We start from the raw sequence: 20,929 nt of genomic DNA, 5'->3' as shown, positions 1-20,929 counted from the left end.
GCGGTCAGGCATCCTCGAGCAGGTCGTCTTCGCCCTCGCGCAGGTCGAGGCCGATGTCGAGGATCCGGGCGGAGTGGGTGAGCGCGCCCACCGCGAGGTAGTCGACACCGGTCTCGGCGTACGCCCGGGCGTTGTCCAGGTTCAGCCGGCCCGACGACTCCAGGATCGCGCGGCCCTCGACGAGGGCCACCGCCTCCCGGGTCTCCTCGGGGGTGAAGTTGTCCAGCAGGATCAAGTCGGCGCCCGCGGCGAGGATGGTCGGGATCTGGTCGAGGCGGTCGACCTCCACCTCGATGGGCAGACCGGGGAATTCCGACCGTACGGCCGTGAACGCAGCGGCGACGCCGCCCGCCGCGACAACGTGGTTGTCCTTGATCAGCGCCGCGTCCGACAGCGACATCCGGTGGTTGACGCCGCCGCCGCAGCGCACCGCGAACTTCTCCAGGGCACGCAGCCCCGGGGTGGTCTTGCGGGTGTCACGGACCTTGGCCCCGGTGCCTTCGAGGGTGTCCGCCCAGGCCCGGGTGGCGGTCGCGATGCCCGACAGCCGGCACAGGAGGTTCAGCGCACTGCGCTCGGCGGTGAGCAGATCGCGGGTGCGGGTGGTGACGCTCAGCAGGCGGGTGCCGGCCTGCACCCGGTCGCCGTCCTCGACGTGCCGCTCCACCGCGAACTCGGCGGTGCAGACGATGGACAGGACCGCCTCGGCGATCCGCAGCCCGGCGACCGTACCGGCCTCACGGGCGGTGAAGTCGCCGGTGGCCACCGCGTCCTCGGGGACGGTCGCCACGGTCGTGACGTCCACTCCCTGGTCGAGGTCCTCCTCGACGGCGAGATGGGCGATGTCCTCGACCTGGACGGGGTCGAGACCGGCGTCCACCAGGAGGGCGGCCAGGTCCGGGTCGAGGCCGCAGGTGAGCGGGTCCAGCTCGTAGGCGCCGTCGTCGGCGCCGCCGCCGCAGCCGCAGGCGTCGCCGCAGCCGCCGCCGGTGGGAGCGCTGTTCGCCGGCCCGCCGATCTGGAGGAGGGGGAGGTCGTCGGGGGTGCTGCTCACGGGGTGGGCTCCGTATCGGGGGAGGTGGTGGGCTGAGGGGTGGTGAGGAGCGGTTGCCGGGCGAGGGTCGCCGGGAAGCCCGCGGTGTCCGTCGTACGGATCGTCAGCGCGCGTTCCGCGTCGAGGGTGATGCGGAAGTGGCGGCGCCAGGAGACATCGTCCCGGTCGGGGTGGTCCTCGCGCCAATGGCAGCCGCGGGTCTCCTCCCGGCGCTGCGCGGCGGCGACCAGTACCCGGGCCACGCACAGCAGGTTGGTGGCCTCCCATGCCTCGACGCCGGGCGTGGGCGGCTTACCGGAGTCGCCGTCCGCCCCCCGCGCCGCCCCGGCCGCCGCACGGTGGACGCGGTCGAGCGCTTCCGCGGCCCGCGCGAGGCTCTCGGCGCTGCGCAGCACGCCGGCGCCCGCCGTCATGATCCGCTGCACTGCCGTACGGGTCTCCGGCGCGAGGAGCCGCAGCGTGGCGGGCTCCGGGGCGGGGGCGGACGCCGGCGCGGGCACGGCCGGGCCCGCGGCGATGTCCGCGGCGATCCGCTCGGCGAAGACCAGGCCCTCCAGAAGGGAGTTGGAGGCGAGGCGGTTGGCGCCGTGCACGCCGGTGCAGGCCACCTCGCCGCAGGCGTAGAGGCCGGGCACCGTCGTACGGCCGTACAGGTCGGTGCGGACGCCGCCGGAGGCGTAGTGGGCGGCGGGGGCGACCGGTATGGGCTCGGTGACGGGGTCGATGCCGTGGCTGCGGCAGGCGGCGAGGATGGTCGGGAAGCGGCTCTCCCACATCGCGGCGCCGAAGTGGCGGGCGTCCAAGTACATGTGCTCGGCGCCCTGTTCGTGCGCCCGGCGCATGATGGCCTTGGCGACGATGTCGCGCGGCGCCAGCTCGGCGAGTTCGTGCTGACCGACCATGAAGCGGGTGCCGTCGGCGTCGACGAGGTGGGCGCCCTCGCCGCGCACCGCCTCGGAGATGAGCGGCTGCTGGCCCTCGGCGTCCGGCCCCAAATACAGGACCGTGGGGTGGAATTGGACGAATTCGAGGTCGGACACCTCGGCGCCGGCCCGGAGCGCCAGCGCCACCCCGTCGCCGGTGGAGACGGCCGGGTTGGTGGTCGCGGAGAACACCTGCCCCATGCCGCCGGTGGCCAGGACGACCGCCGGGGCGTGCACCGCGCCCACGCCGTCGTGCTGCCCCTCCCCCATGACGTGCAGGGTCACGCCGGACGTGCGGCCCTCGGCGTCGGTGAGCAGGTCCAGCACGAGCGCGTTCTCGATGGTGCGCAGCCCGGCGGCGCGGACGGCCTCGACGAGCGCGCGGGAGATCTCGGCGCCGGTGGCGTCGCCGCCGGCGTGCGCGATACGGCGGCGGTGGTGGCCGCCCTCACGGGTCAGCGCTATCTCATCGGTGCCGGGCGAGGTGTCGAAGCGGGCGCCGGTGGTGATCAGCCGGTGGACGGCGTCGGGCCCCTCGGTGACCAGGGCACGGACGGCTTCCTCGTCGCACAGGCCGGCGCCGGCGACGAGGGTGTCGGCAAGGTGCTGCTCGGGGGTGTCGCCGTCGCCGAGCGCCGCGGCGATGCCGCCCTGGGCCCAGCGGGTGGAGCCGTCGTCCAGGCGGGCCTTGGTGACGACGACGGTCCGCCGGCCGGCGGCGGCACAGCGCAGCGCGGCGGTCAGACCCGCCACTCCGGAGCCCACGACGACGACATCCGCGGCGATGGACCACCCGGGGGCGGGGGCATTGAGGCGTATGCCGGGGGTGCCGGGGCCGGTGCCTGTTCCGGTGGCGGTCATCGGGTCGCTCCGAGGGGGCCTGGTGAGGTGGTCGGGGACGCGGCGGGTGCGCCGGTCCCGGGTGTGCGGCGGTGCGCCGGGTCCGTGCCCGGGGCCTGCTCCAGGGCCTGCTCCGGGTCTTTCTCCGGGGTGGCGGTGCCGAAGGTGAGGCGGATGTTGTCGATGAGGCGGGTGGTGCCGACCTTGGCGGCGATCGCGAGCACCGCCTCGCCCTCGTAGCCCTCCGCGACGTCGGTGAAGTCGGACGGGTCGACCAGGGCCACGTAGTCCGCAACCAGCGGCGGGTCGAGGTGGGCCGCGTCCTCCAGGACCGCGCGGGCCGCGGCCAGCGCGACGGACGGGCCGTGCGGCGGGCCGGACGCGGCGTACGCGACGGCGTGCGCGTCGGCGGCGGCCCGGTCCTCACCGAGCGCCGCCAGCGCCGCGGACCGGTCCGGTGCGGGATGACCTGCGAGGGCGGCGCGGGCGCGCAGCGCCTCCTCGGCGGCGAGCCGGTCGCGGGCCGCGAAGAGCGCGGCGGACAGCGCGAGCGCGGTGCACCTTTCAGGGGCGGAGAGGTAGCGGTTGCGGCTGGACAGGGCCAGGCCGTCGTCCTCGCGGACCGTGGGGACGCCGACGATCTCGACGGGGAAGTTGAGGTCGGCAGCCATGCGCGTGATCACCGCGAGCTGCTGAGCGTCCTTCTGCCCGTAGAAGGCGACGTCCGGGGCGGAGAGGTGCAGCAGCTTGGCGACGACCGTCAGCACGCCGTCGAAGTGCCCGGGGCGGCTGGCGCCCTCCAGCGGGGTGCCCATGGGGCCTGCGGTGATCCGGATCTGCGGTTCGCCGCCCGGATAGACCTCGTCGACGGACGGCGCGAAGACCACGTCGGCGCCCGCCCGACCGGCCAGTACGACATCGGCGTCCAGGGTGCGCGGGTAGCGGTCGAGGTCCTCGCCCGCGCCGAACTGCAGCGGGTTGACGAAGACCGTCACGACGACCTGGCCGTCCGCCCCGACGCGGTCGCGGGCGGCGCGGATCAAGGTGGCGTGTCCCTCGTGCAGGGCACCCATCGTCATCACGACGCCGCGCCGGCCGCTGCGGCGCGGCAGCTCGCGGAGTGCGGCGGCGGTGTGCACGAGCTGGGGACGCTGCTCCGGAGCCGAGCCTGCGGGGGCGCCGGTGCCCTGGCGGGCGGCGGTCATCGGTCGTCTCCCTCGGGGTCGTGGCCCGGGGACCCGGGGCCTTCGTCCGAACCGGAGGTGCCAGGGGCACCCGGGTCCTCGCCGGCGCCGGGCGGCTCGGTCGTGCCCGGGCTCTCGCCGGACGCGGACGTGTCGGGGCTGGGCTCCTGGGCGCCGGAGCCCCGGCCGCCCTCGGCGAGCACCTCCAGCAGATCCTGGGCCAGCTCCGGCTTGAGCAGACCATGGTCCATCGCACGGTCGGCCGTCATACGGGCCATGGCGAGGTATCCGGCGACGCTCTGCGGCGCATGCACGCGCAGCTCCGCGACGTGCGCGGCGACGGTGCCGGCGTCACCGCGCGCGACCGGCCCGGTCAGGGCGGCGTCACCGGAGCGCAGGGCGTTGTCCAGGGCCGCGCCGAGCAGCGGGCCGAGCATCCGGTCCGGGGCCGCCACACCCGCCAGGCTCAGCAGCTCCATGGACTGGGCGACCAGCGTGACCAGGTGGTTCGCGCCGATGGCGAGGGCCGCGTGGTAGAGCGGACGGGCCGATTCCGCGATCCACTCGGGCTCGCCGCCCATCTCGATGACCAGGGCCTCGGCAGCCATCCGCAGCTCGACGGGCGAGGTCACGCCGAACGAGCAGCCGGCCAGCCGCTGGACGTCGACCGTGCTGCCGGTGAACGTCATGGCCGGGTGCAGGGCGAGCGGCAGCGCACCGGCGCGGGTGGCCGGGTCGAGGACCGCGGTGCCGAACCGGCCCGATGTGTGCACCAGCAGCTGGCCCGGCCGGACCGCGCCGGTCTCGGCGAGGCCGCTCACCAGGCCGGGAAGGGCGTCGTCGGGGACGGTCAGCAGCACGAGGTCCGCGCGGGCGAGGACCTCGGCGGGGCTGACCAGGGGGACGTCGGGCAGCAGGGCCGCGGCGCGCCGTACGGAGGCGTCGGAGACCCCGGACACGGCGACCGGGTGGTGCCCTGCGAGCTGCAGCGACGCGGCGAGGGCGGGACCGACGCGGCCGGCGCCGACGACTCCGACGGAGAGCCGGGCGGGGCGGTCCTGGGCCTCGGTGGGTGGGATTGCATTCACGCGGCGATGGCCTTCCGTTCCAGTCCGCGGGGGGTACCGGACGATTCGTGGCCATGCTACGCGAGTGTTTCCGGCGTACTTCAGAGCTGTACGGAGGGTGAGACGGGGGTCTCGTCCGGCAGTTGTCCACAGGGGTCGCGGAGGCGTGCGGGGGTGCGCCATGCTCGATGCGACGGCGCGAACGGAACAGCAGGTGGGGGCCATGGACGAGAGCGGTGGGACGCGGCAGCAAGGGCACGGCGGAGGGGCCGGGGCAGGATCCGGGGGCGGAGCCGGGATCCGTCAGCCGGACGCGCACGGCGCGGAGGTGGACGGGCGGGTCGACGGCGCGGGGACGGGAGTCGCGGGCCGTTCGGGAACCGCGGGCCGGAGCGGCGGCTCAACCGAGCGGGGGCGGCTCCTTGCGGCCTGGCACGGCTCGGAGCGGGTGCTGGCGGACGGCCCGACGGGCGAGACGGTCCGCGAGCGGCTCAGCCGCCTGGTGGCCGAGGCTCCCGCCGCATACGACCTGGACGACTGGACCGATGTCTACGGCAACGACGACGGCGTGGTCGGTGAGCTGGAGCGCAGGACCGCCGAAGCCCTGGGCACCGAGGACGCCGCCTTCTTCCCGACCGGCACGATGGCTCAGCAGGTGGCGCTGCGCTGCTGGGCGGGGCGGACGGGCAGCACCACCGTCGCCGGACACTCCATGTCCCACATGGAGGTCCACGAACGCGACGCATACGCGGTGGTAGGCGGGTTGCGCATGGTGCATCCGACGAGCGAGCCACGACTGCCGACCGCTGCGGAGGTGTACGACCTCCAGGAGCCGTTCGGCACCCTGGCCCTCGAACTGCCGCTGCGCGACGCGGGATTCGTGCTTCCGGAGTGGGCGGAGCTGACCGGGGTGGTGCAGGCGGCTCGCGACCGTGACGCGGTGGTGCACTTCGACGGCGCCCGCCTGTGGGAGTGCACAGCGCACTTCGGTCGCGCCCTCCCGGAGATCGCCGCGCAGGCGGACAGCGTCTATGTCTCCTACTACAAGTCGCTGGACGGCATCTCCGGTGCCGCCCTGGCCGGCTCGGAGGACTTCGTCGAGGAGGCCCGGGCCTGGCGGCACCGGTACGGCGGGCAGCTGTTCCAGCAGTGGCCGGCAGCGCTGGCCGCGCTCGCCGGGCTGGAGCGCGAACTGCCCCGGCTGCCGGAGTACGTCGCGCACGCGAAAGTCGTGGCAGGGGCCCTGCGCGACGGTCTGGGCGAGGCCGGTGTGCCGTGGTTCCGGGTGTACCCCGAAGTCCCGCACACCCACCAGTTCCAGATATGGCTGCCGCATCCGGCCGGGATACTCAACGAGGCCGGGCTCCGGCAGGCGGAGGAGACACGGACGACGCTGTTCCGGAAGTGGTTCGAGGCGGGTCCGCCCGGTGTGGCGATGACGGAGGTGACGGTCGCGTCATCCGCAGCGCACTGGACGGCCCAAGACGTGCGCACCGCTCTCTCCGACTTCCTCCTGCGCGTGGGCGGACAACGGTGAACCGGCCACGGCCGGTGCTCCCGAGGTGACCGGGCCGCCGTGGGGCAGGTCGGCGGCCCGGCCGGTCAGCAGGCGGGCCGCAGCCGCAGCCGCGGCGCGGAGCGCGCGGCGGGTGCGGGCCGGAAGCCGGTCCGCAGGGTCGGTGACCACGTTTCGGAAGCGGCGCCACTCGCGGATGTCACGGACAGCGTGGACGGTTCCGGCTCCGGGGAGGATCGGCGCCTCCTCGCCTCGTCGGGCGGCGCGGTAGGCATCGAGCATGTGCTGCTGGCTGGCGTTCATGTCCCTCACTCTGGGGCGGCCGCGCGATCCGGGGCGCGTCGATTGACGAGAGCCGTCAATCGATAACCGTGCAGGTCGCGGCCTCGCGCATGATGAGCACATGGCCAACGTCATCGACATCACCGGGCTGCCGCCTGAGCGCATCGTCTTCGCCCCTTCTCCCTTGGGGGAGCTGGGCGCCGCGCTGCACGCGCTGTCCGAGCCGGGGCACCACCCCGGGCTGCACGGCTGGGTCACCGCGACCACCGCGTCGCTGAAGACCGACCTCGCCGACCGGCTGTGCGAGGCGGACTTCCTGTGGCGGTCCACCCGCTCCGACCTGCTGGTCCCGGCCCGCCCCGGAGCGACCCTGGCCCAGGAACTCGACGCGATGGACACGATCGACGACGAACGCTTCGTGGCCGCCGCGTTCGAGATCACCTGCTCCGCGAGTTACACCCGCGCCACGCCTTCTCCCCTGGTCGACGCGGGCGAGCGGGCGAAGGTACGGGAGATGGCCGCCGCACGGGGGCCGCGACAGGCGGCGTTCACCGACCGGATGCTCACCGACCCGGACGGCATGCGGGTGTGGCTCCGCAGGCTGCTGGAGGACTGCGAGGAGGCGTTTTTCGGGGACATCTGGCGGCGGGTGGGCATCCAACTGGCTGCCGACGCACGACACAAGACCGAACTGCTGCGCCACAAGGGCCTGGCCGAGACGCTGTCCGCGGCGTCGGCGGCGCTGGCCCTGGAGGAGGCCCAGGACGGGAGCGGCGGGGTCCACATTCTGGTCGACAAGCTCGCGGGAGGACGCACCACGGCCTTCGCGAACCCCGCGGACCCCGGAATCACCTTCCTGCCGACCTCGTTCGGCTGGCCACACCTGATCGTCAGCCACGCACCCGGGTGGCGCCCGGTACTGCAATACCCGGTCGCCAGCCCTGAGTTGCCGGCCCCGGCCGCGCTGGAACTCGTACAGCAGCGGCTGGAGGCGCTGGGGCATCCCATGCGGATGCAACTGTGCCGGTCGCTGTCGCGGGGGCCGCACACGACGGGGGAGCTGGCGACGGCCTTCGGGATCACCGCCCCGGAGGTCTCCCGGCACATCGCGATCCTGAAGAAGTCGGGCCTCATCCAGACCCGGCGACGGGGACGGTATGTGCTCCACCAGCTGGACCTCCAGGTGGTGGCCCGGCTGGGCAGCGACTTCCTGGAGGGCGTGCTGCGCTGAGGTGGGGCGGCTCCCGGCCCGCCCGTGCCCCCTCTGCTGCCCTTACCCGCCCGCGCTCCCGGCCCGCACCAGGCCCGTCTCGTAGGCGAGCACCACGGCCTGGACGCGGTCCCGCAGGCTCAACTTGGTGAGGATGCGGCCCACATGGGTCTTGACCGTGGCCTCGGACAGCACCAGCTTCGCCGCGATCTCACCGTTCGACAGCCCCTGCGCGACCAGCAGCAGCACCTCCCGCTCACGGTCGGTCAGCCGGCCGAGTTCGGGGCGCACCGGCTCGGCGGACGTCGCGGGCAGCATCGGCGTGAAGCGGTCCAGCAGGCGGCGCGTGGTGGACGGCGCGACCACGGCATCGCCGCTGTGCACCGCCCGGATCGCGGCGAGCAGTTCACTCGGCGGCACATCCTTGAGCATGAAACCGCTGGCCCCGGCCTTCAGCGCGGAGAAGGCGTACTCGTCCAGGTCGAAGGTGGTCAGGATCAGGACCTTCGGCGCGTCCTCCTTGCGCCCGGCCTCGCAGATCCGACGGGTCGTCTCCACTCCGTCCAGATGCGGCATCCGCACGTCCATGAGGATCACGTCGACCTCGGCGGAGCGCAGCACCTCCAGAGCCTGCACCCCGTCGCCCGCCTCGGCGACGACCTCCATGTCGGGCTGCGCGGCCAGCACCATCCGGAAGCCGGTGCGCAGCAGCGCCTGATCGTCGACGAGCATCACACGGATGGTCATGGCGGGGGTCCCTTCGGAGTGTGGCTACAGCGTACGGAGCGGGCGGAACGGGCGAGGGGCGGAGGCGGCGGGCGGCGGGCGGCGGGCGGCGGGCGGCGGGCGGCGGGCGGCGGGCGGCGGGCGGCGGGCGGCGGGCACTCAAGCGACCACGCTCACCGCGTCCCCTCTCCCCGCTGCACCCTCACTGCCTCCGCCCTCCCCGCGTCGGCTTCACCGCGTCGGCTTCAGCGGCAGTACAGCGCTGATCCGGAAGCCGCCACCCGGCCGGGGCCCCGCGTTCAGGCTGCCGCCGACCATGCCGACGCGCTCGCGCATTCCGATCAGGCCGTGGCCCAGGCCGTCGGCGCCGCCCTCTTCGTAGAGCTCGTGCTGCGCGCCCCGCCCGTCGTCCTCGACCAGTAGATCGAGATCGTCGTCCTTGTAGGCGAGGCGGACCGTCGCGCCGACGTCCGGGCCGCCGTGCTTGCGGGTGTTGGTGAGCGCTTCCTGCACGATGCGGTACGCGGTCAGTTCGACGCTGCTTGGCAACGGCTGCGGCTCGCCCTCCACCCGGAAATCGACCGGCAGGCCGGCGCCCCGCACCTGCTCGATGAGATCGGAGAGCTGCTCGACGCCCGGCTGCGGCACGTATTCGCCGCCCTCGGACTGCTCCCCGGTGCGCAGCACCCCGAGCAGCCGGCGCATCTCGGCCAGTGCCTGCCGCCCCGTACCGGAAATCGTCTCCAGCGCCTGCCGGGCCTGGTCGGGTGCGGCGTCGAGGACATAGGCGGCACCGTCCGCCTGCACCACCATCACCGACACGTTGTGCGCGACGACGTCGTGCAGCTCGCGGGCGATCCGGGCCCGCTCCGCCGCGACCGCGATCCGCGACTGTGCCTCCCGCTCCTTCTCCAACCGGGCCGCCTTCTCCTCCAGTTGCGCCCAGTAGGCGCGGCGGGTGCGGATGGAGTCGCCCAGCACCCACGCGAGGACGAACGGCACGGTCAGCAGCGCGGTGAAGGCCCCGGCTTCCCAGAGGGACCTGTCCACGGGGGCGTTCCCGAAGCGCCAGAGGGACAGCGCGGGCCCGGTGAGCGCACCGGCGAGGGCGAAGCGGGAGGCCCAACGGGTGGCGGAGGTGCCGGAGGCGACGGTGTAGATGATCACGAGCATCGCGAAATCGGCGGGGTTCGTATCGATGCCGAAGATCAACTGCCCGATGCCGATGGCGGTCGTCAGCAGCAGCATCTTCTCCGGTGCCCTGCGGCGCAGCGCGATGACCAGGCACAGGCCGACGGTGCAGACCGCGCCGTAGATCTGTTCCGCACCGCCGAGGTCGGAGAAGATCCACAGGCAGTTGAACCCGAGGAGGAGGACAGCCCAGAAGGAGTCCACTCCTGTCGGGTGCCTGCGAAGAAAAGCGTAGAGGCGCTGCACGTAACCCAGCGTAGGCAGGCCGGATAGGTGTACGGGTCAACCGCTGGAGCGATCCTGCACGCCGGGACTACTCCCCAAGGTGGAGACGGGATACGCCGAATCTGCGTATCGGGGCCTGTCCGGAGGGAGCAGGCGCGGGCCCGGCCCAGGGGACTCACCGTCGATCGGTGCCCGTGCCTTCCTCTCCGGGGAGGGCCCGGGGGCCGGTTCCGGATACGCGGTCCGCTCGCCCGTACCGTGGGGCCCGTGACGAACGAGTGGTGCGGCTGGCTGGGTGCGACGGAGCGGGCGCTGTACGGCCCGGACGGTTTCTATACCCGCCCTGGCGGCCGCGGCCCCGCCGATCACTTCCGCACCTCCGTGCACGCCTCCCCTCGTTACGCCGACGCCGTAGCCCAGCTCCTCTGCCGCGTCGACGACGCCTTGGGCCGCCCGGACGAGCTGGCCCTGGTCGACGTCGGCGCGGGCCGTGGGGAGCTGCTGACGGGTGTGCTCGGCGCGCTGCCCGACGCGGTGAGCGCTCGGGTCCGCCCCTGCGCCGTCGAGCGCGCCGCGCGCCCCGCCGACCTGGACGTACGTATCGAATGGCGGGCCGAGTTGCCCGCCCCCGGCTCACTCACGGGCCTGCTGTTCGCGAACGAGTGGCTGGACAACGTGCCGGTGGACGTCGTTGAGACGGACGCCGACGGTGTGCCGCGGCGGGTGCTGGTCCGCGCCGACGGCACGGAGCGGCTGGGCGAGCCCGTCGACGGCCCGGACGCGCAGTGGCTGAGCCGCTGGTGGACACCGCCCCTGATCCCGGGCGCCGCGTCCGACCCTGCCCGCTCCCCCGGGCTGCGGGCCGAGATCGGCCGGCCTCGCGACGCGGCATGGGCGCGGGCAGTTCGCACCCTGCGCTCCGGACTGGCCGTCGCCGTCGATTACGCACACGAACGGTCCGACCGTCCGCTCTTCGGCACACTGACCGGCTTCCGGGAAGGCCGCGAGGTGACGCCGGTCCCGGACGGCAGCTGCGACATCACGGCGCATGTCGCACTGGACGCCTGCGCCGGGCCGGCAGCCGAGCTGCTGACCCAGCGCGAGGCACTGCACGCCCTCGGCGTGGACGGCCGACGCCCGCCCCTCACCCTCGCCTCCACGGACCCGGCCGCGTACGTACGGGCCCTCGGCGCGGCCGGCGCGGCGGCGGAACTGACCGATCCGGCAGGTCTGGGCGCCTTCGGCTGGCTCCTGGAACCGGTGGGCGGGACGTGTGCGGGACTGCTCACGGCGTAACGCGGCGACCGCCGGGCGGCCTGGCCCCAGCCGGCCCGCCGGGCTGCGGGCTGCGGGCTGCGGGCTGCGGGCTGCGGGCTGCGGGCTGCGGGCTGCGGGCTGCGGGCGCTGAACGAGCGAAGGGCCACCGCGCGCCTGCCAGGGATCAGCCCTCAGGGGGCGTACAGCCGTGAGCGGAGTCCAGACGCCTGCCGTGAGACGGTGCCTTCCCCTCAGCCCTCTCCACCCGGCCCTTATCCACTCGCCCGCAGCGAACTGCGAGACTGTCCCCATGACGGAGACGACGGTCGGCATCGGCGGCGCGGCGGAGAGCACCGACATGGTGCTGAACATCGGCCCGCAGCACCCCTCCACGCACGGTGTGCTGCGGCTGCGCCTCGTCCTGGACGGCGAGCGCATCGAGCATGCGGAGCCGGTGATCGGCTATATGCACCGCGGCGCCGAGAAACTCTTCGAGGCGCGCGACTACCGGCAGATCATCATGCTCGCCAACCGTCACGACTGGCTCTCGGCCTTCTCCAACGAGCTGGGCGTGGTGATGGGCGTCGAGCGGATGCTGGGCATGGAGGTCCCCGAGCGTGCCGTGTGGACCCGGACGCTCCTCGCCGAGCTGAACCGCGTCCTCAACCACCTCATGTTCCTCGGCTCGTACCCGCTCGAACTGGGCGGTATCACCCCCGTCTTCCACGCCTTCCGCGAACGGGAGGAGCTGCAGACCGTCATGGAGGAGATCTCCGGCGGCCGCATGCACTACATGTTCAACCGGGTCGGCGGCCTCAAGGAGGACCTGCCGGCCGGCTGGCTGGGCCGCGCCCGGCACGCCATCGCCGATGTCCGCTCCCGCATGGACGTCTTCGACAACCTGGTCCTCGGCAACGAGATCTTCCGCGGCCGCACCCGAGGCATCGGTGTGCTCTCGCGCGAGGCGGTGCACGCCTACGGCGTCTCCGGGCCCATCGCCCGCGCGTCCGGCGTCGACTTCGACCTGCGGCGCGACGAGCCGTACCTCGCGTACGGCGAGCTGGCCTCCACGCTCAAGGTCGTCACCCGCGAGGAAGGCGACTGCCTGGCGCGGTTCGAGTGCCTGCTGGACCAGAGCCACAACGCCCTCGATCTCGCCGACGCCTGCCTGGACCGCATCGCGGACCTGCCCCCGGGGCCGATCAACCAGCGGCTGCCGAAGGTCCTGAAGGCGCCGGAGGGCGCGACGTACGCGTGGACCGAGAACCCCCTCGGCATCAACGGCTACTACCTCGTCTCCAAGGGCGAGAAGACCCCGTACCGCCTCAAGCTGCGCTCGGCGTCCTTCAACAACATTCAGGCGCTGACGGAACTGCTGCCGGGCACGCTCGTCGCCGACATGGTCGCCATCCTCGGCTCGCTGTTCTTCGTCGTCGGCGACATCGACAAGTAGGCCGCAGCAGGCCGCAAGGGCGGCGGACGAGCGCCGGCGTCTCAGCGCCTGCCTGCGCTGCCCCTCGCTGCCCCTCGCTGCGCCGGGACGCGTGTGGGCGCTCCGCAGCTCCGGTGCGAGCCGCTCCGGAGGTGGAGGGGACTGCGGCGGCTGCGTGGGGCGTGTGAGGCCGTCCAGGACAGCCGAAAGCCGTAGCGTCTCCAGTTCCAGCTCCAGGTCGAGGCCCAGCTCCAGTCCAGGTCGAGGGCCTGGCGACGGGATTCCCCTCACACGGGTGCGCGGCCGAGGACGTGGGTGGGGTCGCGGGGTTTCTCCATCCACACCCTGTGGATAACTTTTCGCCCTACCGACAGCTCCATAGGCGCGCCCGCGCCGGCCCACGAAGAACCTCGTCACCGGCACGCTTCCCGCCGCCCCGGACGAAGAGCGGCACGCGCCACCGGAGCCACCGGAGCCACCGGAGCCACCGGAGCCACTAACGGGATGGCCACACCCCACGACACGACTCTCGCCCGCGACAAGCGACCGATGACTGCCACCCGCAGGGCAGCCGAGCCAGGGCGATCGGCGCACAGGGCCTGCCGCCGGCGCAGCAGCATCACTCCTTCAACCAGCCCTGCACGACATCGTCGTCCTGCCAGGCGTAGAACGTGCCCTCGGCCATGGCCCCGGACCAGGTGCCGCAGCGGGTGTCGGCCTTCGCGCGAAGGTCCTTGGGGAACCAATCCGCCTTCAACTTCGGCTTGCCCTGCGGCTTCGCCGGATCGTCCTCAGCCCCAGCCTTACCCTCACCCTTGCCCTGACCGGGGCCCTCGCCCTTGCCTGTGGTGCAGCCGTCGGGCAGCCTGCCGTCCTTGAAAGTGGCCGCGATCAGCCGGTCGTCACCGGTCGTGGAGAGCACGTATCTGATGTCCTTGGCGTCGTCCGGCAGCCAGCTCGGCATGGACGCACGGTCCTTCTTCGCCGCCGCGCCGGAGCCGTACTCCGAGCGCTCCTCGTGGTCGTCGAGGGGGTTCAGCGAACCTGAACAGCCGGTGAGCGCGACACCGGCGGCTATCGCCACAGCGGCCACGGCGGCGGGGCGGAAAACGGCACGGGCGAACGGAATCTGAGGCACGGGGTCCCTGTCCAAGCGAAAACGTGCCTTAAATCCTTGCCGCGGAACGGCAGCCTTCCGTGCGACCCGAGAAGGGTCTTCGCCGTATGCCTTTGGTCAACCGGCAGGCGGTCAGCGCCGCAAGTCCACCGGCAGGCGGTCAGCACCGCCGGTCGCCGCCCCGTCCCGCACGTCTACGGCAGGGCGTACGGCTACCCCGTACGTCGACAGCGACCGTGTACGTGGACGGCCGCCCGGAACGTCGACGGCAGCGCGGCCCCGGGGCCAACGGCCTTCCGGCGGCCGCAGAAGCGCAACAACCGCGCCGCTCACCCGCCCCCGGCCCGACCCCGGCCGCCGCCCCCGGCGTCTAGGAGATCGCGCTGCGCAGCTCGGCGACGTCGAACTGCTCGGTCTCGTCGTGCGCAGTCAGGTCGATGACAGCTCCGACGCCATCGACCCGCCTGTTGTCGCCCAACTCACCGTCGCCTGCCTCGCTGTCGCCTGCCCCACCGGCAGCCGCAGCACCGTTCGCAGCAGCACCACCAGCAACAGCGCCCTGCTCGACGGCGCCATTCGCTACGGCGCCGCTCGCCGTGGCTTCCCGGCGGGGCGCTGCGGGGCGCGTCTCCGTACGCTCCTGGGCGGCGGTTTCCGCCGCCGCGTGGGCGCGGGCCTGAGCAACACGCGCCGAATGCTCGGCGAGGGCCTCGTCGCCGACGACGTCCGCCAGATCGTCCTCCAGCGGGGACGTCAGCTGCCGTGGCTCCCCAGCGGCCACCGTGCCGAAGAAGTCGAAGCCGCCCAGCGCACGGGACGCGGTGGGGCGGTAAGGCGCGATGGCTGCGGCGGCGGCCGGGACCGGATGCAGCGCGGGTGCGGCGTCAAAGGCGGCCCTGCGGGCGTGGCGCGCACCGCCCTCACTCGGTGCGGCGGCCGCCTCGGCATTCCCCCGGTGCTTGTCCCCGTCCTGGCTGCCCTGCTCTTCGCGCGCGGCCTGGCTCCCCTGGGAACCGTCCCGCGGCGCGCGTACCGCGTTCCGCGCGGTCTCGCGCTGCTTCGCGGCGTTACGCGCCAGCTGCCGCAGGGCCTGAGCCGCCTGCGCGTACGTGGCGGTGGCCGAAGCCGGACCGCCGGTCGTCGGGCGTGCGCCCCGCTGAGAGGCCGTGCCCGCCGAGGCCCGTCCGCCCGAAACCCCGTCAGCCGAAGTCCCATCAGCCGGTGCGCCACCCGCCGACGCATCCCCGGCCGAGCTGCCCTTCGCCGGGCGGCGGTCAGCGGTCGCGGTCGAATTCGCGGTCGAGTTCGCGGCGGGCTCGTGCAGCGCCAGGCGGTGACCTCCGGCGGCCGGCAGCGCCGCCCTGGCCGGGGTGGCGGCCTCGATCGCCAGGAGCCGGCGGCCTTCCAGCGCGGTGGCCCGCTCGGTCTCCGCGGTGGCGTAGCGGCGCAGCAGTTCGGCGTGCTCACTGCGCAGCCGGGCCAATTCGGCGCGCTTGGCTCGCAGTTTGGTATCCAGCGCGGTACGGATCTCGCGGGACTCCTCGATATCCGTTTCGAGCTCGGCTATCCGTTCCTCGGTCCGCCACTCGTCGCGCACCCGCGCGCGGGTGAGTTCGGCGACCCGCTTACCGGCCTTACGGTCCCAGGCGCGCAGAAGAACCGCACCGGTGATCGCGGCGCCCGCGGCACCGGCGGCGAGCACCCGTTGCACCAGGTCGTCGCCGACGAGCCACGTGCTCGCGGCGCAGGCGATCGACGCACCGGCGACCGTCGACGGAGGAAGCAGCCGGTGGAGGGGTGGTGAATGGCGGTGGCGTCCTCGTGGCATGGCCAGAAACTTACCGTGCGTGCGGGACCTATGGGGCCCCGCCCGCCAATCCGTTTCTCGGTGGTTACTTCTTCAGCAGCCCCTTGGACTCCAGATATGTCCGCGCGACATCCGCCGGCTTGAGGCGCTCGGCATCGACCTTGCGGTTCAAGTTGATCAAGTCCTGGGTTGTGAGCGTACTCGTGAGCTTGGCGAGGGCCGCCTCGATCTCCTTGTCCCCGGCGCTCTTGGCATTCACCACCGGCAGCACGTTGTCGGCGTTCTGCAGGTTCTTGTCGTCCTCCAGAAGCACCAGGCCGAAGCTGTCGAGCGTGGCGTCCGTGGTGGTGGTGAGCACCAGTTGGTCGGTACCGTCCTTGACCGCCTGCTTCGCCGGCGGGGTGCCGACGCCCTTGGGATCGATGGCCGTGATGTCGATGCCGTACGTCTTCTCCAGGCCCGGCTTGCAGAACACCCGCGTCTCGCACTCCTCACCGGACGCGAGCCTGATCTTCTGCTTCGACCTGCCCAGATCGGTGAGCGTCTTCAGCTTGTGCTCGGCGGCGAATTCCTTGGTGACCGCGAAGGCGTTCTGGTCCGTCGCCTCCCCCACCGCGAGCACCTTCAGACCGCGCGGTTCCGCCAGCTTCTTGAGCGCCGTCACCGTCTTGTCGATGTCGCTGGAGGCCACGGGCTTCGCCTTGGCGCCGTTCTTCTTGGCATTGAGAAATTCGGCGAGAGTGGAGGCATATTCCGGGACGACATCGATCTGCCCCTTCTCCAGGGCCGGTTCATACAGCTCCCGATTGGCGAGCGTCTGCACGCGCGCTTCGTAACCGGCGTTGTCGAGGACCCTGGAATAGATCTCCGCGAGCACCTTCGACTCGGTGAAACCGGCCGAGCCGATGACGATCTCGCCCTTCCCGCCTCCCTTGTTCTCGCCGCCGCCCTTGGCCTCCAGGCTCTGGCCACCGCACGCGGCCAGCCCGGCCGCCAGCGCGATGACTGTCCCGGCGACAAGCGCGGTGCGCACCGCGCGCGTCTTGCTGCTCATGGAATTCACCAATCAGTTCGTTCGGATGGGTCACGTGCTGGTGTGGGCGGAAGTGCCGCCGCGCCGCCCGAGGCCCGAGCACCGACTCGTTGCCGATCCCGATCCCGGTCCCGATATGGATATGGATGCCGGTGCAAGTGCAGGTGCCATGTGCCCGGGGGCCAGGCGCGCGTGAATCTCGGTACGTGAGGGGCTCTGTACGTGGCGCTCGTGCGTGAGGGGCTCGGCCGTGGTGACGCGCGGGCTACGTCAGTCCGGGAGCCGTGGTCCCGGCCCGTGGCCCGCCAGGAAGCTTGGCAAGAGCGACGGCGCCGCGTCAGGTCTGTTTCCTTAACGCGACCGCCTTGTCATCGCGCCCTGACCCGCCGGCCCCGGAAACTTCCGCCCCGGATTCCTCCGCCCCGGAGGCACCGGCCCCGGAGGCACCCACTCCGGTTCCATTCGCGGCCTCCGCCCGCGCCACGGGCGCGTTTGCCCGGCCCTCCCCCGGTGACTCGCCCTTCGCCGTACGGCGGCGCCGGCGCCGCCCCCGCATCGGGTCGAACAGCCGGTCCACCAGGACGAGGAGACCCTCCACAGCGAGCGCGAGAACGGCCACCAGCAACGCGCCGGCAACCACCTGCGCGGTGTCGTAGTTACCGAAGCCCGCGGTGATGATCCGTCCCAGCCCGCCGCCGCCGGCCAGCGCGGCCAGCGTCGCGGTCGCCACGACCTGGACCGTCGCCGACCGCACCCCGGTCATGATCAGTGGATAGGCGAGAGGTATCTCGACGCGCAGCAGGAGTTGAGGCCCCGACATGCCCATCCCACGCGCCGCCTCGACCACATCGCGGTCCGCTTCCCGCATGCCCAGATAGGCGTTGGTCAGCAGCGGCGGCACCGCGAACAGCACCAGGGCGATGATCGTCGGCAAGTCCCCCTGCGTCCCCAGCGGGCTGAGCGTCAGGAGCACCAGCACCGCGAAGGTGGGAACCGCGCGGCCCACGTTGGAGATGTTGACGGCCAGCGCTCCGCCCTTGCCCAGGTGCCCCAGCCAGAGCGCCAGGGGCAGGGCTATCAGGCAGGAGATGATCAGGCACAACGCGCTCAGCTGGACATGTTCGCCGAGGCGGTGCCACACCCCCTTCTCACCGGCCCAGTTGGCGGCGGTCGTCAACCACTGCCACGCACCCGTGATCGCGTCCATCGCTCAGGCCACCACCTTCGCCGTGCGTCCCCCGCGTCGCGCCCGGGCCCCTGGCCGCGACCTGACCCGCGTCCAGGGCGTCAGCAACCGCTGAAGTCCCATCAGCAGCAGGTCGGCCGTCAGAGCCAGCAGCACACACAGCACGGACGCCGTGAGCACCTCGGCCTTGAAGAAGCCCTCCATGCCGCTGGCTATCAGATTTCCCAGGCCGCCGTAGCCGACCACCGAACCGATGGTCGTCATCGCCACCGTCGAGACCGTCGCGATCCGCAGACCCGCCACCAACGCGGGCAGTGCGAGCGGGAGTTCCACCTCGAACAGCAGCCGCGCGGTGCCGTACCCCATCCCCCGGGCCGCCTCCCGCACGTCCGTGGGCACCGCCTCCAGGCCGGCGAGGATGTTGCGCACCAGGATGGTCAGCGAATACATCACCAGGCCCGTGACCACCACCGAGGCCGAGACCCCGAAGAGCGGCGTCAGCAGCGCGAACATCGCCAGCGACGGCACGGTGTAGAGCACCGTCGTCAGCCCGAGGACCGCCCCCGCCGCGCCCCGCCACCGCCGGGCGATCAGCGCCAGCGGAAAGGCGATCAGCAGCCCGATCACGACGGACACCGCCATGATGCCGATGTGCTGGACGGTCGCGTCGACCAACTCCGTCCCGCGGGTGCGGACATACTCGGCGCAGATCCAGTCATTGGCCTGCAGACAGCCGGGCCCCGACACCGGCCCGCCGGCCTGCGCCTGCGCCGCAGCCGCCCCGTCCGTCACCGCCTGCGCCGCTTCCGGCACGCCCGTCCGTGCGCTCACCGCCCTCACCTCCCCCGCCCCGGTCGCTCACCAATTTCGGTAACTCTCTGCGACCCTAACCCCCACCACTGACAATCGACCCAGCCCGCAATCCACGCGCAACACCGCGTTCACGACGGCCCGTCCACAATGGGGAACCATGATCCGCTTCGAGCACGTCACCAAGAGCTACGCCGACGGCACCACAGCCGTCGACGACCTCTCCTTCGAGGTCGCGAAGGGTGAACTGGTCACGCTCGTCGGTCCTTCGGGCTGTGGCAAGACCACGACCATGAAAATGGTGAACCGGCTCATCGAGCCCACTAGCGGCAGCATCCACCTCGACGGCGAGGACATATCCACCCTCGACCCCGTCGCCCTGCGCCGCCGCATCGGATACGTCATCCAGCAGGTCGGGCTGTTCCCCCACAAGACCGTGCTGGACAACACCGCCACGGTTCCGCACCTCCTGGGCCGGCGCCGCGACAAGGCCCGCGCCCGCGCCGCCGAACTCCTCGACCTGGTCGGCCTCGACCCCTCGAGGTACGGCGATCGCTACCCCGACCAGCTCTCCGGCGGGCAGCGCCAGCGCGTCGGTGTCGCCCGCGCGCTGGCCGCCGACCCGCCCGTGCTGCTGATGGACGAACCGTTCGGCGCGGTCGACCCCGTCGTGCGCGAGCACCTCCAGAACGAGTTCCTGCGGCTCCAGTCCACGCTGCACAAGACGGTCCTCTTCGTCACCCACGACATCGAGGAAGCGGTCCGCCTGGGCGACCGCATCGCCGTCTACGGCGCCGGCCGCATCGAGCAGTTCGACACGCCCGCGGCGGTGCTGGGTGCCCCCGCGACCCCGTACACCGCGGCCTTCGTCGGCGCGGACCGCGGCCTGAAACGGCTCTCGGTCACCCCCGTCGAACGCGGCGACCTCGAACTGCCCCCGGTCGTCCACCTCGACGACCCCGCGGGCGACGCGGCCGCCCGGCTGTCCTCCGACGGCGCGCCCTGGGCCGTCGTCCTCGACGCGGACGAGTCACTCCACGGCTGGGTCTCCGCGGCCACACTGCAAGGGACGGGCGGCGACACCGACCCCGATACCGGTGAAAGTAGACCCGATGCGGCACACATCGTCACGAAGCATGCTCCGCAGGCCGCCACCGTCCGCGAGTTCGCCCGGCGGATGGACGCCTGGCTGCCGCTCGGTGCCCCGCTCAAGCAGGCATTCAGCACGCTGCTGCAGCATGACGCCGGCTGGGTGGCCGTACTCGACGACAGTGAGGGCTTCCTCGGCGTCCTCACCCCGGCCCGGCTGCACGCCGCACTACGCCGCTCCACCACCGCGGACGCGGCGAACATCCCGCGCGGGGAAGTGTCGCTCGACACGGTCCCCGGACGCTGACGGAGAGCCGGCCGCGCGACGACAGCACCGCAGGGCGCGGAAGGGCACGGAAGGGGCGCCGGCCCACCGCCCTGCCCCCGCGCCGGCCGCCCGGCTACGCCGCCGTCGCGCCCGCGTCGTCCTCGTCGTCCGGCAGCTTGCAGACCCGCTCCAGGAAGATCGCGGCGGCGACCACCGCGGCTCCGGCGAGCACCGAGAGACCGGCATAGATCGCCTGGTCACGACGGGGCTCGACCTCGATGCCCGAAGTCAGCAGAAAGACGCCGACGCCGCCGTACAGCCCGGCCACCAGCGACGCCACCAGGGCGCTCGCCTGCCCGAAGACCACCGCGCGGGCCGCCACCAGCGGATCCACGCCCTTCGCCCCCGGCCTGCGCTCGCGCTGCGCGCGCAGCCTCGACCGCATGGAGAAGGCGGTGGCGGCCAGCACGGCGGCGATCAACGCCAGCACGATCGGGGCCGCCACCGGCACGCCCGGCAGGGTGCCCAGGGAGTCCCACAGCCGGGCGCCCGCCCAGGCGAGCACCCCGGCCACCAGAAACAGCCCGACCAGCACCTTGATGTGTAGCTGCTTCACCGAGCGATCGCCCCTCGCACCGTCATGGCTGTCCTGCCGTCCTGGGCCACTGTTCTCATGGCTGCCCTGTCCGTTCCGTACGTATCCATGCCGCAC

At 72.7% G+C, this 20,929-nt stretch carries 17 protein-coding genes; 5 read left to right on the top strand and 12 right to left on the bottom strand.

Translation table 11 applies throughout. From position 1 onward, the window contains the following. Nucleotides 1-4: 4 nt before the first annotated feature. The 4 genes from nadC to ACH4FH_RS25380 are packed head-to-tail and all read right to left on the bottom strand — an operon-like array spanning nt 5 to nt 5,089. Complete coding sequence (gene nadC, locus ACH4FH_RS25395) at nt 5-1,054, bottom strand: carboxylating nicotinate-nucleotide diphosphorylase (RefSeq protein ID WP_398558185.1); 1,050 nt, start codon at nt 1,052-1,054, stop codon at nt 5-7. Then, on the bottom strand, nt 1,051-2,838 hold the full coding sequence (locus ACH4FH_RS25390) for an L-aspartate oxidase (protein WP_398558184.1): 1,788 nt from the start codon (nt 2,836-2,838) through the stop codon (nt 1,051-1,053). Before ACH4FH_RS25390 ends, nadC begins: the two co-directional genes overlap by 4 nt. Next, a complete protein-coding gene (panC, locus tag ACH4FH_RS25385) occupies nt 2,835-4,022 on the bottom strand; it encodes a pantoate--beta-alanine ligase (protein WP_398558183.1) in 1,188 nt (395 codons plus the stop codon). Before panC ends, ACH4FH_RS25390 begins: the two co-directional genes overlap by 4 nt. Further along, entirely contained in the window at nt 4,019-5,089 is a 1,071-nt protein-coding gene (locus tag ACH4FH_RS25380) for a Rossmann-like and DUF2520 domain-containing protein (protein WP_398558182.1), read from the bottom strand. Before ACH4FH_RS25380 ends, panC begins: the two co-directional genes overlap by 4 nt. Nucleotides 5,090-5,291: 202 nt before the next feature. On the opposite strand from ACH4FH_RS25380, the gene ACH4FH_RS25375 reads away from it, so the two are divergent. After that, on the top strand, nt 5,292-6,605 hold the full coding sequence (locus ACH4FH_RS25375) for a threonine aldolase family protein (RefSeq protein ID WP_398558181.1): 1,314 nt from the start codon (nt 5,292-5,294) through the stop codon (nt 6,603-6,605). A 382-nt stretch (nt 6,606-6,987) separates the two neighbouring features. Next, nucleotides 6,988-8,097 (top strand): DUF5937 family protein, encoded by a 1,110-nt coding sequence (locus ACH4FH_RS25370; protein WP_398558180.1) that lies wholly within the window; start codon nt 6,988-6,990, stop codon nt 8,095-8,097. 42 nt (nt 8,098-8,139) lie between these two features. Here ACH4FH_RS25370 and ACH4FH_RS25365 read toward each other — a convergent pair whose 3' ends face one another. Together ACH4FH_RS25365 and ACH4FH_RS25360 are read right to left on the bottom strand one after the other, a co-directional pair. Beyond that, entirely contained in the window at nt 8,140-8,823 is a 684-nt protein-coding gene (locus ACH4FH_RS25365) for a response regulator (RefSeq protein ID WP_398558179.1), read from the bottom strand. Nucleotides 8,824-9,033: 210 nt separating this feature from the next. Next, nucleotides 9,034-10,239, bottom strand: a complete 1,206-nt coding sequence (locus tag ACH4FH_RS25360) for a sensor histidine kinase (RefSeq protein WP_398558178.1) — start codon at nt 10,237-10,239, stop codon at nt 9,034-9,036. 246 nt (nt 10,240-10,485) lie between these two features. On the opposite strand from ACH4FH_RS25360, the gene ACH4FH_RS25355 reads away from it, so the two are divergent. Beyond that, nucleotides 10,486-11,514: an SAM-dependent methyltransferase gene (locus ACH4FH_RS25355; RefSeq protein WP_398558177.1), complete on the top strand. Its 1,029-nt coding sequence runs from the start codon at nt 10,486-10,488 to the stop codon at nt 11,512-11,514. A gap of 271 nt (nt 11,515-11,785) precedes the next feature. Further along, nucleotides 11,786-12,928 (top strand): NADH-quinone oxidoreductase subunit D, encoded by a 1,143-nt coding sequence (locus ACH4FH_RS25350; protein WP_398558176.1) that lies wholly within the window; start codon nt 11,786-11,788, stop codon nt 12,926-12,928. 598 nt (nt 12,929-13,526) lie between these two features. Here ACH4FH_RS25350 and ACH4FH_RS25345 read toward each other — a convergent pair. The 5 genes from ACH4FH_RS25345 to ACH4FH_RS25325 all read right to left on the bottom strand — a co-directional run bounded on the left by ACH4FH_RS25345 (nt 13,527) and on the right by ACH4FH_RS25325 (nt 18,797). Next, nucleotides 13,527-14,045, bottom strand: coding sequence for a hypothetical protein (locus ACH4FH_RS25345; protein WP_398558175.1), 519 nt, complete (start codon nt 14,043-14,045; stop codon nt 13,527-13,529). Nucleotides 14,046-14,394: 349 nt separating this feature from the next. Next, a complete protein-coding gene (locus ACH4FH_RS25340; protein ID WP_398558174.1) occupies nt 14,395-15,852 on the bottom strand; it encodes a hypothetical protein in 1,458 nt (485 codons plus the stop codon). A gap of 64 nt (nt 15,853-15,916) precedes the next feature. Beyond that, on the bottom strand, nt 15,917-16,885 hold the full coding sequence (locus tag ACH4FH_RS25335; protein ID WP_398558173.1) for an ABC transporter substrate-binding protein: 969 nt from the start codon (nt 16,883-16,885) through the stop codon (nt 15,917-15,919). A 316-nt stretch (nt 16,886-17,201) separates the two neighbouring features. Beyond that, on the bottom strand, nt 17,202-18,071 hold the full coding sequence (locus ACH4FH_RS25330) for an ABC transporter permease (protein ID WP_398558172.1): 870 nt from the start codon (nt 18,069-18,071) through the stop codon (nt 17,202-17,204). Between the two features lie 3 nt (nt 18,072-18,074). Further along, entirely contained in the window at nt 18,075-18,797 is a 723-nt protein-coding gene (locus tag ACH4FH_RS25325) for an ABC transporter permease (RefSeq protein WP_398558279.1), read from the bottom strand. Between the two features lie 223 nt (nt 18,798-19,020). Between ACH4FH_RS25325 and ACH4FH_RS25320 the strand changes: the two genes are divergently transcribed. Further along, nucleotides 19,021-20,256: an ABC transporter ATP-binding protein gene (locus ACH4FH_RS25320; protein ID WP_398558171.1), complete on the top strand. Its 1,236-nt coding sequence runs from the start codon at nt 19,021-19,023 to the stop codon at nt 20,254-20,256. A 94-nt stretch (nt 20,257-20,350) separates the two neighbouring features. Here ACH4FH_RS25320 and ACH4FH_RS25315 read toward each other — a convergent pair whose 3' ends face one another. After that, entirely contained in the window at nt 20,351-20,833 is a 483-nt protein-coding gene (locus ACH4FH_RS25315) for a DUF3180 domain-containing protein (protein WP_398558170.1), read from the bottom strand. Nucleotides 20,834-20,929: the final 96 nt, after the last annotated feature.

Origin of the sequence: Streptomyces sp. NPDC017993, from assembly GCF_044328065.1 — a bacterium.
In the GTDB taxonomy this organism is placed as follows: domain Bacteria; phylum Actinomycetota; class Actinomycetes; order Streptomycetales; family Streptomycetaceae; genus Streptomyces.
This window is presented reverse-complemented; position numbering and strand designations above follow the sequence as displayed.

What these genes read in the sequence shown, in the direction of transcription:
- panC (WP_398558183.1), bottom strand. Translation starts at nt 4,022, where the DNA reads ATGACCGCCGCCCGCCAGGGCACCGGCGCCCCCGCAGGCTCGGCTCCG.
- ACH4FH_RS25330 (WP_398558172.1), bottom strand. Translation starts at nt 18,071, where the DNA reads ATGGACGCGATCACGGGTGCGTGGCAGTGGTTGACGACCGCCGCCAAC.
- ACH4FH_RS25375 (WP_398558181.1), top strand. Translation starts at nt 5,292, where the DNA reads ATGGACGAGAGCGGTGGGACGCGGCAGCAAGGGCACGGCGGAGGGGCC.
- ACH4FH_RS25320 (WP_398558171.1), top strand. Translation starts at nt 19,021, where the DNA reads ATGATCCGCTTCGAGCACGTCACCAAGAGCTACGCCGACGGCACCACA.
- ACH4FH_RS25350 (WP_398558176.1), top strand. Translation starts at nt 11,786, where the DNA reads ATGACGGAGACGACGGTCGGCATCGGCGGCGCGGCGGAGAGCACCGAC.
- ACH4FH_RS25365 (WP_398558179.1), bottom strand. Translation starts at nt 8,823, where the DNA reads ATGACCATCCGTGTGATGCTCGTCGACGATCAGGCGCTGCTGCGCACC.
- ACH4FH_RS25340 (WP_398558174.1), bottom strand. Translation starts at nt 15,852, where the DNA reads ATGCCACGAGGACGCCACCGCCATTCACCACCCCTCCACCGGCTGCTT.
- ACH4FH_RS25335 (WP_398558173.1), bottom strand. Translation starts at nt 16,885, where the DNA reads ATGAGCAGCAAGACGCGCGCGGTGCGCACCGCGCTTGTCGCCGGGACA.
- ACH4FH_RS25390 (WP_398558184.1), bottom strand. Translation starts at nt 2,838, where the DNA reads ATGACCGCCACCGGAACAGGCACCGGCCCCGGCACCCCCGGCATACGC.
- ACH4FH_RS25370 (WP_398558180.1), top strand. Translation starts at nt 6,988, where the DNA reads ATGGCCAACGTCATCGACATCACCGGGCTGCCGCCTGAGCGCATCGTC.